This is a genomic window from Thermovibrio ammonificans HB-1, assembly GCF_000185805.1.
Classification (GTDB): domain Bacteria; phylum Aquificota; class Aquificia; order Desulfurobacteriales; family Desulfurobacteriaceae; genus Thermovibrio; species Thermovibrio ammonificans.
In genome coordinates, this window is the sequence record NC_014926.1 from 1 (window position 1) to 13,368 (window position 13,368).

11 protein-coding genes are annotated in these 13,368 nt (G+C 54.0%); 9 read left to right on the plus strand and 2 right to left on the minus strand.

Annotated elements, in window-relative coordinates:
* Positions 1-44: 44 nt before the first annotated feature.
* Together trpE and dnaB are read left to right on the plus strand one after the other, a co-directional pair.
* On the plus strand, positions 45-1,523 hold the full coding sequence (gene trpE / locus THEAM_RS00005) for an anthranilate synthase component I (RefSeq protein ID WP_013536761.1): 1,479 nt from the start codon (positions 45-47) through the stop codon (positions 1,521-1,523).
* Between the two features lie 30 nt (positions 1,524-1,553).
* Complete coding sequence (dnaB, locus tag THEAM_RS00010; RefSeq protein WP_013536762.1) at positions 1,554-3,008, plus strand: replicative DNA helicase; 1,455 nt, start codon at positions 1,554-1,556, stop codon at positions 3,006-3,008.
* Here the strand turns inward: dnaB and THEAM_RS00015 are convergent.
* A complete protein-coding gene (locus THEAM_RS00015) occupies positions 3,005-3,817 on the minus strand; it encodes a RecB family exonuclease (RefSeq protein WP_013536763.1) in 813 nt (270 codons plus the stop codon). The two genes, dnaB and THEAM_RS00015, sit on opposite strands and share 4 nt — an antisense overlap.
* 22 nt (positions 3,818-3,839) lie before the next feature.
* Positions 3,840-5,546, minus strand: a complete 1,707-nt coding sequence (locus THEAM_RS00020) for a proline--tRNA ligase (RefSeq protein ID WP_013536764.1) — start codon at positions 5,544-5,546, stop codon at positions 3,840-3,842.
* 42 nt (positions 5,547-5,588) lie between these two features.
* Between THEAM_RS00020 and THEAM_RS00025 the strand changes: the two genes are divergently transcribed.
* The 7 genes from THEAM_RS00025 (at position 5,589) to dxs (ending at position 13,338) form a co-directional block, all read left to right on the plus strand.
* Entirely contained in the window at positions 5,589-6,659 is a 1,071-nt protein-coding gene (locus THEAM_RS00025) for a glycosyltransferase family 4 protein (RefSeq protein ID WP_013536765.1), read from the plus strand.
* Positions 6,652-8,067: a chromosomal replication initiator protein DnaA gene (gene dnaA / locus THEAM_RS00030; RefSeq protein ID WP_013536766.1), complete on the plus strand. Its 1,416-nt coding sequence runs from the start codon at positions 6,652-6,654 to the stop codon at positions 8,065-8,067. Before THEAM_RS00025 ends, dnaA begins: the two co-directional genes overlap by 8 nt.
* A 247-nt stretch (positions 8,068-8,314) precedes the next feature.
* Positions 8,315-9,409: a DNA polymerase III subunit beta gene (gene dnaN, locus THEAM_RS00035; protein ID WP_013536767.1), complete on the plus strand. Its 1,095-nt coding sequence runs from the start codon at positions 8,315-8,317 to the stop codon at positions 9,407-9,409.
* Positions 9,409-9,930 (plus strand): CDP-diacylglycerol--glycerol-3-phosphate 3-phosphatidyltransferase, encoded by a 522-nt coding sequence (gene pgsA / locus THEAM_RS00040; RefSeq protein WP_013536768.1) that lies wholly within the window; start codon positions 9,409-9,411, stop codon positions 9,928-9,930. The genes dnaN and pgsA overlap by 1 nt, the downstream gene beginning before the upstream one ends.
* Complete coding sequence (gene plsY / locus THEAM_RS00045; protein ID WP_013536769.1) at positions 9,927-10,505, plus strand: glycerol-3-phosphate 1-O-acyltransferase PlsY; 579 nt, start codon at positions 9,927-9,929, stop codon at positions 10,503-10,505. The genes pgsA and plsY overlap by 4 nt, the downstream gene beginning before the upstream one ends.
* A gap of 9 nt (positions 10,506-10,514) precedes the next feature.
* Complete coding sequence (locus THEAM_RS00050) at positions 10,515-11,399, plus strand: polyprenyl synthetase family protein (RefSeq protein WP_013536770.1); 885 nt, start codon at positions 10,515-10,517, stop codon at positions 11,397-11,399.
* Between the two features lie 85 nt (positions 11,400-11,484).
* Positions 11,485-13,338, plus strand: a complete 1,854-nt coding sequence (dxs, locus tag THEAM_RS00055) for a 1-deoxy-D-xylulose-5-phosphate synthase (RefSeq protein WP_013536771.1) — start codon at positions 11,485-11,487, stop codon at positions 13,336-13,338.
* Positions 13,339-13,368: the final 30 nt, after the last annotated feature.

The window sequence follows — 13,368 nt, forward strand, 5'->3', positions numbered from 1 at the left end:
GATAGAGGTTAAACTCTCAAGGTAGAGATTTCAAGGAGGAGAGGATGCTTACCCTCAACCAGGTAAAGGAGCTTCACGCCCGGGGCTACAACCTGTTCCCCCTCCATACAGAGCTACTTGCAGACCTCGACACCCCCCTTTCGGCCTTCATAAAGCTGAAGGGGGTTGGCGCCAACATGCTCCTGGAGAGCGTAGAGGGGGGAGAGAAGTGGGGACGCTTCTCGATAATCGGAATAGGCAGGCTCGTAACCGTTAAGAGCAAAGAGCGGTTCGGAGAGGTAAACCGGCTCGGCCGCATAGAGGTAAAAGAGGTAGAGACCGACCCCCTGGAGCTCCTGAGGGAGGTGTTCAAAACGGTAAAGCCCTATAAAGTCGAAGGGCTTCCGGAAATCTGGGGGGGATTCTTCGGATACCTGGCCTACGACGCCGTTAAGTTCTTCGAGCCCAGGGTAAACGTCAACCCGAACAAGGAAGACTCGTTCCTGTACGACATGGTCTTCTCCATACCGGAAGCTCTCGTGGTTTTCGACAACGTCACCCACAAAATCTCGGTAATCGCCTTCGTCTCAACCGAGAAGGGAGAAGTGGAAAACGAGTACAGGAAGGGAGAGGAGAAGCTCAGAGAGGTTGTGAAGCTCCTTAGGGAGGGAAGAGCCTCCTTCCAGACCGAGCCGGCTCCAACCCAGAGCGGCTGGGTGGTCAACTTCTCAGACGAAGAGTTCATGAAAGCTGTAGAGAGAGCGAAGGAGTACATAAGGGCCGGGGACATAATCCAGGTTGTCCTCTCGAGGCGCTTCGAGAAGCCCTTCTACGCAGACCCCCTAACCCTTTACAGGGCCATCAGACACGTTAACCCCTCACCTTACATGTACTTCCTCGACTACCAAGACTTCCAGGTTGTAGGGGCATCGCCGGAAGTCCTCGTAAGGCTGAAAAACGGCCGGGTAGAGACAAGGCCCATAGCCGGCACAAGGCGAAGGGGGAGAACTAAGGAGGAAGACCTGGCCCTCGAGAGGGAGCTTCTCAACGACGAAAAGGAGCGGGCAGAGCACATAATGCTCGTAGACCTTGCAAGGAACGACGTAGGCAGGGTTGCAAAGGTGGGCTCGGTTAAAGTGACCGACCTTATGGTGATAGAACGCTACTCCCACGTAATGCACATAGTCTCAAACGTGGTGGGAGAGCTGAAAGAGGGGGCAGACGCCTTCGACGTTCTAAAGGCCTGTTTCCCGGCCGGCACAGTCTCGGGAGCTCCGAAGGTGAGGGCCATGGAGATAATAGACGAGATGGAGCCCTCCGAAAGGGGCGTTTACGCAGGAGCCGTTGGCTACTTCTCCTTCGACGGCAACATGGACACGGCAATAGCCATAAGAACGGCGGTGGTACGGAGGAACAAGGTTTACGTCCAGGCGGGGGCCGGCATAGTTGCAGATTCCGTTCCCCAGCTTGAAGCAAAGGAGACGGTAAACAAGGCCAAGGCCCTGTTCAGGGCCGTAGAGCTGGCAGAGAGGGGGCTCACCTAACTATATTTTAGTCTCCCTTAGGGAGAGGAGATGAGTGAACTTATCGCCTTAGAGAGTGAGTACGCGGTTCTGGGGACTATGCTCCTTGACCCCCAGGCCCTCTTTAAGGGGGTTGAGCTTTTAAAACCCGAGGCCTTCAGCACCGAAAGGCACAGAACCCTCTTTCGCTTCTTCAGAGACTTAGTTGCCGAAGGGTACCCGGAGGAGCTTCTAACCCCCTCGTTCATAAAGAACGAGCTGGCAAAGAAGGGGCTCTTTGAGAAGGTGGGGGGAGAGGAGCACCTGAACCTGCTCGTAGAGTACGCAGCCCCCTCACTGAACACCTTCGAAGCGGAGTGCCAGAGGGTCAAAGAGAAGGCCCTCCTCAGGCAGATATTCAACATAGGCAACTTCATCCAGGAGACGATTCAGAAGGCACCCGACCCGGACTACCTGCTGGAGCAGCTGGAGCAGAAGGTATTCTCCCTGTCGGAAGAGCGGGTCACGAACACCCTCGTTCCCCTAAAGGACGTCCTCTACGAGTTCGTGAAGAAGACCCAGGAGCTCATGACCCGCAGAGAGATGGTCACGGGCCTTCCCAGCGGGTTCGTAGAGCTGGACAAGATGACGTCGGGCTTTCAGCCCTCAGACCTCATAATCCTTGCCGCAAGGCCGTCGGTAGGTAAAACCGCCTTTGCCCTCTCCATAGCCTACAACGTTGCCGTCAACGAGGGTAAGAGCGTTGCAATTTTCTCCCTCGAGATGTCTAAAGAGCAGCTTGTCGCAAGGCTCGTGGCCCAAGACGCAAAGATAAGCCTCGCGAAGATAAGGAGCGGCTTCCTCAACGAGAGGGAGATGGAGAAGATTCACGACTCCGTCAGCCGGATAGAGGAGGCCCCGATTTACATAGACGACACCTCAAACATATCGGTCCTGGACCTCAGAGCGAAAGCTCAAAGGCTCAAGGCGGAAAAGGGCCTCGACCTCATAATCGTAGACTACCTGCAGCTGATGAGGGGCATAAGGAAGACCGAGAGCCGCCAGCAGGAGGTATCGGAGATATCCCGCTCCCTCAAGATACTGGCGAAAGAGCTGGGGGTTCCCGTTATAGCGCTCTCCCAGCTCTCGAGGCAGGTTGAGCACAGGGCAGACAAAAGGCCTCAGCTCTCGGACCTGAGGGAGAGCGGTAGCATAGAGCAGGACGCCGACGTTGTGATGTTCATCCACAGGCCCGACCTGGTTAAGAAGAAGCCCGACCCGGAAGAGGAGGGAATAGCGGAGATAATCATCGCCAAGCAGCGTAACGGCCCGACCGGAACGGTCAGGTTGGCCTTTATTAAGGAGTTTACAAGGTTTGAGAACCTTGAAGAGGCCCAGGTGAGCCCCCAGGAGGAACCGGGCCAGCAGCAGGGTCTCGAGGTTCAAGAAGAGAGCAGCGTAGAGGAGCCCTTCGGTCCGGGAGACGGCGATAGCTTCGACGACTTCGGCTTCAACTTCGACTTCTAAGAGAGGGCCTCGGGGCAGAGGTGCCTAAACTCGCACCAGCGGCAGTTCAGCTCCGAAGGCGACGGGGTGAGCTCTCTGAAGCTCTTACCCAAAAACTCCTCTTCCACGCTCTCGATTATGGGAACGAGCTTCACCTTGAAGGCCTCTATCTCCCGCCTCGAAAAGACCACCCTCTTAACGGTTCCGTACCTTACGTTGTGAAGCTCTAAAGCGAACCGCTGAAACTGGGGGAACTTAACAGCCGCAAGCAGGGCGTACCACCTGAGCTGGGTCTTAACCCGGTTGTCAAAGTCGTGGCTTCTGCTGGTTTTGTGGTCCACAATGTAGAGGGTCTCCCCCTTAGAGAAGAGGAAGTCGAGCTTCCCCCTCAGGAAAACGCCCCCTGAGTCGTAGGGAACGCAGCGGAGCTCCCTGTCTACCGCAAGCTCAAGCTCCCAGAACTTGAGCTCTCCCCTGTCTACCCGCCTGAGCTGGCCGTTCACAAACTTGAGTATGTTCGGGAAGAACTGACCTATACGGTTTAGGTCTGCAAGGGGCTCCTGCTCCTTGTAGAGTCGGGCGTAGTGGAGGAGAAGCTCCTTGGAAAGGGGTTTACGCCTCAGGAAAACGGCGTTTAAGGCGTTTTCAAGAACGAAGTGGACGCCGCTTCCGAGAACTAAAAAGTCTGCCCTTTCAAGGGGTTCAAGCTTCTGGACGTAACGGAAGAAGAACTCATACTGACACCGCTTGGCCTTCTGAACCTTCGAAAACGACCAGGGCCTTAAGTGCTCAATACCTACAGTCAAATCCTGCTCTATCTGGTAAGCCATAACTCCCTTTAAAAGGAGGGGACTAACCCCTCCCGATAAGCTCTCTCAGTTTTCCGACAACTCCATCAACGGGAAGCTCGAGCCGCTCCCCGCTCCTTCTAATTTTAAGCTCCACAACCCCCTCAGAGGCCTTCTTCCCTACGATAACCTGGTAGGGAATGCCGATAAGGTCGGCATCCTTAAACTTAAAGCCGGGCCGCGCGTTCCTGTCGTCAAGGAGAACGTCAAAGCCGGCCTCCATAAGCTCAGAGTAAACCCTCTCGGCGGCCTCCACTATCTCTTCCTTCTTTACGTTTACGGGTATCACTATAACCTCAAACGGCGCAATCTCCACAGGCCAGATTATCCCGTTCTCGTCGTGACCCTGCTCAACGGCTGCGGCCATAACCCTCGTTACCCCTATGCCGTAACACCCCATAACCATCGGCTTTTCGTTGCCCTGTTCGTCCACAAAGGTGGCCCCCATGGCCTCGCTGTACTTGGTTCCCAGCTTAAATATGTGGCCCACCTCTATGCCGCGCTTTTCAACGAGCGGAGCGCCGCACTTGGGGCAGGGCTCCCCTCCCCTTACCTCGGTAACGTCAACGAACTCTGCAACGCTGAAGTCCCTACCCCAGTTAACGTTCTTCAGGTGGTAGTCGGCCCTTCCGGCACCGGCAACGAAGTTAACCATCGGTATAACCGAGTAGTCGGCGTAAACGGGCAGGGGCAAACCGACCGGCGAAAGGTAGCCCTTGGGCTGACCGGTAAACTCCTCTATCTCCTTGTCGGTTGCAAGGCGAACCTCTTTGGCGTTAAAGGCCTTTTTAAGCTTCGCCTCCTCAACCTCCCTGTCGCCCCTCAGGGCAAGGACAACGGGCCTTCCGTCTATAACGTAAACCAAGAGCTTGAGTATCCGCTTCTGGGGAACGGAGAGGAACCGGGAGACCTCCTCTATCCGCCTGATTCCCGGGGTGTGAACCTCCTCCACGGCCTCAAACTCGCCTTCCCTGTTCGGGGGAACTTCCGGCCTTACCTGCTGAGCCTTTTCGGTGCTTGCGGCATACCCGCACTCGGGGCAGTAAACGAGCTTACTCTCGCCGGTATCTGCAATCACCATGAACTCGTGGGAGAAACTGCCCCCTATCTCGCCCGTGTCGGCCTCAACCGCCTTAAACTCAAGGCCGAGGCGCTTAAAGATTCGGGAGTAGGTTTCGAACATATTCCAGTACTCCCTCTCGGCGTCCTCGTCGGAGGCGTGGAAGGAGTAGGCATCCTTCATTATGAACTCCCGGGAGCGCATAAGGCCGAAGCGGGGCCTTATCTCGTCGCGGAACTTGCGGCCAATCTGGTAGAGGTTAAGGGGCAGCTCCTTGTAAGACTTCACTTCCTTTCGAACCAGGTCTGTAATCATCTCCTCTGCGGTGGGGCCCAGGGCGTAGTCCCTTTCGTGGCGGTCTTTGAACTTAATCATCTCCTTACCGTAAACGTCCCACCTGCCGCTCTCCTGCCACAGCTCGGCCGGGTGCATAATGGGCAGTATAACCTCCTGCGCACCGGCCCTCTCCATCTCCTGGCGTATAACCTGCTCTATCTTCCTGATAACTCTTGCACCGAGGGGTAAAATGTCGTAGAGGCCGGAGGCCACTTTCCTTATGAAACCGGCCCTTACAAGGAGCTTGTGGCTCGGTATCTCTGCATCGGCCGGAGACTCCTTTTTGGTAGGTATAAACGCCCTTGAAAACCTCATCGTTCCTCCAAAATTTGGTATTCCACAGTTAAGGTGGAAGCGGTGAAAATTCTACACGTAGACACGGAAAAAGGGTTAAGAGGCGGAGAGCAGCAGCTCCTCTACCTGGTAGAGGGACTGAAGAGAAGGGGCGTTAGGCAGGCCGTTGCCTGCCGGGTGGGAGACAGGCTCTTTAACCGCTGCAGGGAGCTGGGGGTGGAGGTTATCCCCTTGAAGGGGAACCAGACCTCCGACCTCTTCAGGCTCGGAGCGGTGGCAAAGGGATTTTCGCTGGTCCACGCCCACGCAGCCAAGGCCCACACCCTGGCCGCCCTCTCTAAGAAGTTCCACGGGAAGCCGGTAGTTTACACAAGGAGGGTAGACTACCCGCCGAAGCTCAACAGGCTCACCCTACTGAAGTACAAGCTCACCGACTCGGTAGTTGCAATCTCGAAGGCGGTTAAGGGGGTACTTGAAAGCAGCCTCCCCTTTTTAAAGGGGAAGGTGAAGGTAATCTACTCGGCGGTAGATACCTCCCTCGCCGGTGCAGTAGACCCAGATAGGGTTGAGCAGATAAGGAGGGAGCTCGGCGGAGAGCCGATAATCGGCTCCTTTGCCGCACTCACACACCAGAAGGATATCCCCAACCTCATAGAGGCGGCAGGGAGGGTTGTGAAGGAGTACCCCTTTGCCCGCTTCGTGGTTTTCGGCGAGGGGAAGCTGAGGAAGAGGCTCCAAGCCCTGATAGAGGAGAGGGAGCTAACCGGTAACTTTACCCTTTACGGGTTTGTAGAGGACGTTCCGAACTACATGAAGGCCCTCGACCTCTTCGTGCTGCCCTCGAGGAACGAGGGGCTCGGCAGCGTAATACTTACGGCTATGCTCTTAAAGGTGCCGGTTGTGGCAACGGCCGTAGGCGGAACGGTTGAGGTTATAGAAAACGGTAAAGACGGTGTTTTGGTTCCCCCTGAATCACCAAAAGAGCTGGCGGAGGCGGTTTTGAAGCTCCTCTCCTCTCCGAGCCTCCAGAGGGAGCTCACCCAAAACGCCTACTCTAAAGTGGTAGGGCGCTTCTGTAAGGAGGTAATGGTAGACTCTTACCTGGAGCTTTACGGGGAGGTCTTAGGTGGATAGGGCCTACGAGAGCTTTCTCTCTGAGCTTAAAAAGAGGGTAAAACCCTCCCTCTTTAAGAGTGCCTTTAAGGATATGAAGCTCGCCGAGCGGTCTGACGAGAGAATCCTCCTTCAGGTGAAGGACTCGGTGCTGAAGGAGGTAATTGAGAAGAACCTTCGGCCGGTGGTAGAGGAAGCAGCCAAAAAGGTTTTCGGCCCGGTAAAGGTCGAGTTTACCGTTCCTTCAGAACCGGTAAAAACGCCACAGCCACAGCAGCTCGAACTCGGCCTATTTAAGAAGAGCCAGAAGAAGGAGGAGGAGCTTCAGTCCAACCTCAACCCCAAGTACACCTTCGAGAACTTCATAGTGGGAACGAGTAACCAGTTTGCCCACGCGGCGGCCCTTGCAGTTGCCGAAAACCCGGGTAAGGCCTACAACCCCCTGTTCATCTACGGAGGCGTAGGGCTCGGCAAAACCCACCTGATGCAGGCAATAGGCAACTACATCAAGAAGAAAAGTCCCTGGAAAAAGGTCATATACGTAACCACCGAAACCTTTATGAACCAGCTTATAGAGGCCCTGAAGTCCGACAACATCTCGTCGTTCAGAGAAAAATACAGGAACATAGACGTTCTGCTCATAGACGACATTCAGTTCATAGGGGGCAAAGAGCGTACCCAGATAGAGTTCTTCCACACTTTCAACGCCCTTTACGACGCCGGCAAACAGGTTGTTCTCACCAGCGACCGGCCGCCGAAAGATATCCCCACCCTAACCGAGAGACTCAGGAGCCGCTTTGAGTGGGGACTCATAGCAGACATACAGCCGCCGGACTTTGAAACCAGAGTTGCAATACTCAAGAGGAAGGCAGAGCTTGAGGGAATAGAGGTCAGCGACAAGGTCATAAAGCTCATAGCCACGATAATAAAGTCCAACATCAGGCAACTTGAAGGGGCCCTTATAAAACTGAAGGCAAAGGCAACGCTGGAAGGGAAACCGATAACCGAACGGCTTGTAAGGGAGCTCTTCTCCCAAGAGAGTCCCGAGGAAAGGGCAGAAAAGAGGCGCAGGGAGATTTCGCTGAAGCTCATAAAGACAACCGTGAGCAGCGAGTTCGGAGTAGACGAAGAGCTCCTCTTGAGCTCGTCCAGGAAGAAACAGGTTGCCCTGGCAAGGCAGGTGGCGATGTACCTGGCAAAGAGGATAGGGAACTACCCCTACACCCAGATAGCTGCGGCCTTCAACAGGGACGACCACACAACGGTTCTCCACGCCGTTAGGAAGGTGGAAGAGCTCCGGAAGAGGGATGAAAAGATTAATCAGCTTTTAGAAAAGCTTGAACTCAAAGTTAGAGAAGAGGTTGAACGCTCTTCCCAAGTTATCCACAGTGATGTGGATAACTATGTGGATAAGTCTGTGGATAACTGAAATCTGTGGATAACTTATTAACCGTAAATTTCAGTTATCCACATAAAAAAGTTATCCACACAGTTATCCACAGAAAAATCGCCGAGTTATCCACATAATGTGGATAACTCTGAGGGTCGAAGCCTTTGGGGCGTAAGGAAGTTTCCGAAAAGTGCACAATTTTTGTGCACCTATAATTATTATTACTTAGAGATATATATCTATATATCCCGTAATAGAAGTAAATATATATAGGGAGGTGAGCTTAATGAAAATTAAAGTCAACAAGGCCCTGATTCGGGACGCGGTGAAAGTTGCAGCCTCGGCCGCAGATAAGAGGGGTAACGTTCCGATACTCTCGAACGTTCTGCTGGAGGCCGAGGATAACCTGTTAAGGCTTGTGGCAACGAATTTAGAGATAGGGATATCCACAGTTGTGGATTGTTCGGTGGAGGAGTGTGGAAAAACCACCGTTAACGCGGGCAAGGCGGCGAAGCTCTTCTCCTCTATAACGGGGGAAGAGGTGAGCCTGTCTGCAGGCGACTCTAAGCTCGTTGTAGAAACGGCAAACTCCCGGTTTTCACTTGCCACCTTACCCCCCGAGGAGTTCCCCGAGGTTGAGCTTCCCCAAACCTTTCCCGTTACTCTGCCCTCTCAGGAGATAGACAGGGCCATACGGAAGGTGGCTTACGCCGCAAGCAAGGACGAGGCCCGTTACATCCTCACCGGCGTCCTGTTCCGCTCTGTAAACGGTGCTCTCCACGCAGTTGCCACCGACGGCCACAGATTGGCCCTCTACGAGATTTCTGCAGCCGCCCAAGGGGTGAACTCGATAATTCCGAAAAAATCGCTCAGCGAGCTTAAAAAGCTGCTCAGAGAGAGCGAAGAGGTGGGGATTGTGGAAACGGGCAACAAGCTCTACTTCAACACCGGCGACACGGTGATGTGGACCTCCCTGATAGAAGGGGAGTACCCGGACTACACCGCCGTTATCCCCGAAGGGAACTCCAAAGTTCTTACCGCCGACAGGGAAGAGCTTCTCTCCGCCCTGAAGGAGGTTGCGGTAATCTTCGACAAAGAAGAGGTAAGGGGAGCGGTTTTCACCCTCTCCGACGGAAAACTTACTATAACCGCCAGGAAGATTGAGGGCGATGCCGCCGAAGAGGCCGAGGTTACAATTCCCGTAGACTACTCCGGCGGGGAGTTCCAGATAGGTTTCAACATCGTTCACCTTATTGAATCTGTGGGCTCCTTCGACGGAGAGACCCTAAAGATAGCCATGGAGGAGCCGGTTACTCCCGTCCTTATCACCTCTCCGGAGGAGCCTCAGCTCACCAACGTTATCATGCCGATGAAGGTGTGATGGGCAGAGTGAAAACGCTCCCCAACCTGCTTACCGTTTTAAGAGTAGCCCTTTTGCCCTTTATCGTTGTGTCGATTATCCAGGGCCACAACCTGCTGGCCCTGGTTCTATTTACCCTTTCGGCTTTAACAGACTTCCTCGACGGTTTCCTGGCGAGGCGCTCAAAATCTGTTACCTACCTGGGTATGCTGCTCGACCCGGTTGCAGACAAACTGCTCACCTCCTCTACGCTGATTTCGCTGGCTTACGTGAAGCTCTGCGACCCCTACTCGGTTATAGCCATAGTAGGCCGCGAGGAGGCCGTTACCGGCATGAGGGCCATGGCCGCATCCCGTGGACTGGTTATACCGGCCTCTGCCGGTGGCAAGGTGAAAACCGTCCTTATAATGGCTTCCATACTCCTGCTCCTTGCAGGGTTCAGGGAAATCGGAGAGCTTCTGCTTATCGTCTCTGCGGCTGTGGCCATACTGACCGGAGTTCTCTACTTCGTAAACTTCTTCAAAGCTTTGGGGGATAGATGATTTTCGCCGTTATACTGCTTGCGTTTCTGCTCGGTTCCGTGCCCTTCGGTTACGTGATAGGAAAGCTTAAAGGGGTAGACGTAAGGAAACACGGCAGCGGCAACATAGGGGCCACAAACGTTTCAAGAGTTCTCGGGAAAAAGTGGGGTGCCGTTGTTCTACTACTCGATGCCCTAAAAGGTGCCCTGCCGGTGTTGCTCCTTAAGCTCTCGGGAGCTCCCCTTCACTACCAGGTCCTTGCAGGTCTGGCCGCTGTCCTCGGCCACTGCTTCTCCCCTTTCCTCGGCTTCAGGGGAGGAAAGGGCGTTGCAACGGGGTTGGGAGCCTTCCTCGTAATATCGCCTAAAGTCACCTTCTTTGCCTTTCTTATATTCATCGTGGTCTTCCTGCTGACAAGGTACGTCTCACTCTCCTCAATTACCGCTGCCCTTTCGTATCCGCTGCTTTTTAAGTTCTTTGAAAAACCCGACGAGGCCTCCTTCATAGCCGTTGCCGTTACGGCATTTGTGATTGTGGCAAAGCACTACCAGAACATACTGAGACTGCTCAGGGGAGAGGAAAAGAAATTCCGATAAGGGGGTGTTATGGACCTTAAAGCCTACCTAAAGGAACGAAAGGCCCTTATAGACTCGGTTCTCCTAACCTACCTGCCGCCGGAGCCCGAGTTTGGTAAGAAGCTCTACGAGGCGGTTAAGTACTCCCTCACCGTGGGAGGTAAGAGACTCAGGCCGATACTCTGCCTTGCCGGCTGCGAAATCGTAGGCGGTAACAGAAACGACGCCTTAACCCCGGCCTGTGCTATAGAGATGATTCACACCTACTCCCTTATCCACGACGACCTTCCCGCCATGGACAACGACACCCTCCGCCGCGGCCACCCAACAACCTGGGTGAAGTTCGGCGAGGCTACCGCCATTTTGGCCGGAGATGCCCTTCTCAACAGGGCCTTTGAGGTTCTTGCAGACTGGGAGTTCGACTGTAACAGGAAAGTTAAAGTTATCTCCGAAATTGCGAGAGCTTCCGGCATGCTGGGAATGGTTCTCGGTCAACAGTGCGACCTCGATGCCGAGGGCAGGGGCGACGTTCCCCTTGAAGAGCTCCTATTTATCCACAAACACAAAACCGGCAGGCTCATCACCGCCTCTGTAGTTTCGGGGGGCATAACCGGCGGAGGTTCACCCGAAGAAATTGACGCGCTTAGGCGTTACGGCGACAGCCTCGGCCTTGCTTTCCAGATAATCGACGACGTTTTAGACGTTGTAGGAGACCAGGAGAAGCTCGGCAAAAACGTAGGCTCCGACCTTGAGAAAGGAAAAACCACCTTCGTGACAATCTTCGGCGTTGAAAAGGCCAGGAAGATGGCCTACGAAGAAGTAGAAAGGGCCGTTGAGGCACTGTCCATCTTCCCTGCCGAAAAACGGGAACCCCTTGAAGCCATTGCCCGTTTCGTTGTTGAAAGGGAGTATTAGGGACTAAATTGTGAATCATGGGAACTCACAGACGTTCGCCTATAATCAGAATACTGCAACAACTACCCGAGTTTGGAGGCGCTTTTTGATACTCGACAAGGTCAACTCCCCGGACGACCTGAAAAAACTGACAACTCAGGAACTCAAGCAACTGGCATCTGAACTGAGAGACTACATAATCTCCGTTGTTGAGAAAACCGGAGGGCACCTGGCCTCCTCCTTGGGGGTAGTGGAGCTCACAATAGCCCTCCTTAAGGTCTTTTCCCCTCCCAAAGACGAGATAGTCTGGGACGTTGGCCACCAGTCCTACCCTTACAAGATACTCACCGACCGTAAAGAGAAGTTCAAAACCCTAAGGCAGTTCGGCGGAATCTCCGGCTTTCCGTCAATTAAGGAGAGCCCGTACGACGCTTTCGGCACTGGCCACAGCTCAACCTCCATCTCTGCCGCCCTCGGGATAAAGGTCGGCAAAAGGTTAAAAGGAGAGGAAGGGCACGTAATAGCGGTTATCGGCGACGGTGCACTAACCGCCGGTGAAGCCTACGAAGGGCTCAATAACGCCGGTCAGCTCAAGGAAGACCTGATAGTTATCCTCAACGACAACGAGATGTCCATATCCAAAAACATCGGTGCGATATCCAACTACCTTACGAAACTGACAACCGGAGAGAGCCTCAGGAGGGCCAAGGAGCGGCTGGAGGAGGTAACGAAGAAGATATTCGGCGACACCTTCTACAAGGGCCTCAAGAGAGTTGAAGACCTTATAGTCAAGGGGCTCTTTCCTCCGGGGATGCTCTTTGAAGAGCTTGGCTTCCGCTACGTGGGCCCAATAGACGGCCACGACATAGAGACCCTTGTTACAACCTTAAGAAACGTTTCCAAGATGAGAGGCCCCACCCTCGTTCACGTTCTCACGAAGAAGGGAAAAGGGCACAAACCGGCAGAGGAGAGGCCCGATAAGTTCCACGGGGTTTCACCTAAGAAACTACTTTCAGAGCCCCAACCTCCCACCTACACCGAAGTCTTCTCCAAGACCCTTGTAGAGATGGCCGAAAAAGACTCCTCGATAGTTGCCATTACCGCTGCAATGCCTTCGGGCACCGGGCTCGACAGGTTTGCTGCCAGATTTCCGGAGCGTTACTTCGACGTAGGTATTGCAGAGCAGCACGCCGTTACCTTCGCCGCCGGCCTTGCCAAGAAGGGGTTGAGGCCGGTTGTTGCCATCTACTCAACCTTTCTACAGAGAGCCTACGACCAAATAATCCACGACGTTGCCCTTCAAGAGCTTCCCGTAACTTTCGCCATAGACAGGGCCGGCCTCGTCGGCGAAGACGGAGCCACCCACCACGGAGCCTTCGACCTCTCCTACCTAAGGGTTGTTCCCAACCTTGTGGTTGCAGCTCCGAAAGACGAAGAGGAGCTCCGTCACCTCCTCTACACTGCCGTTTACTCCGGCCGTCCCTTTGCAGTAAGGTACCCGCGGGGTAGAGGTTACGGCGTTACCTTGAGAGAGCCGCTGAAAAAAATCCCAATAGGCTCTTGGGAAGTTCTGAGAGAGGGGGGAGACCTGCTCATCCTTGCCACCGGTTGGACCGTTTACCAGGCCTTAGAAGCTGCAAGGGAGCTCTCTGCCGAAGGGATAGAGGCTACCGTTGTAAACGCAAGGTTCATAAAACCCTTAGACGAAAAACTCTTGAAGGAACTTGCCCTTAAACATAGCACCGTGATAACCGTAGAAGAGAACGCCGTTAAAGGGGGATTCGGCTCTGCCGTTAACGAATTCCTCGCCCTTTGGTACAACGGCAGGGTTTTCAACCTTGGCCTGCCCGATAAGTTCATAGAGCACGGCAGCCAGGCTCTGCTTCGGAAGCTCGTAAAAATAGACAAAGATGGAATAAAAGAGTCCGTCCGGGAAATTCTCGGAATTATTAAGAGATAAACTTGACTAAAGATTAAAATTTTGTTATAA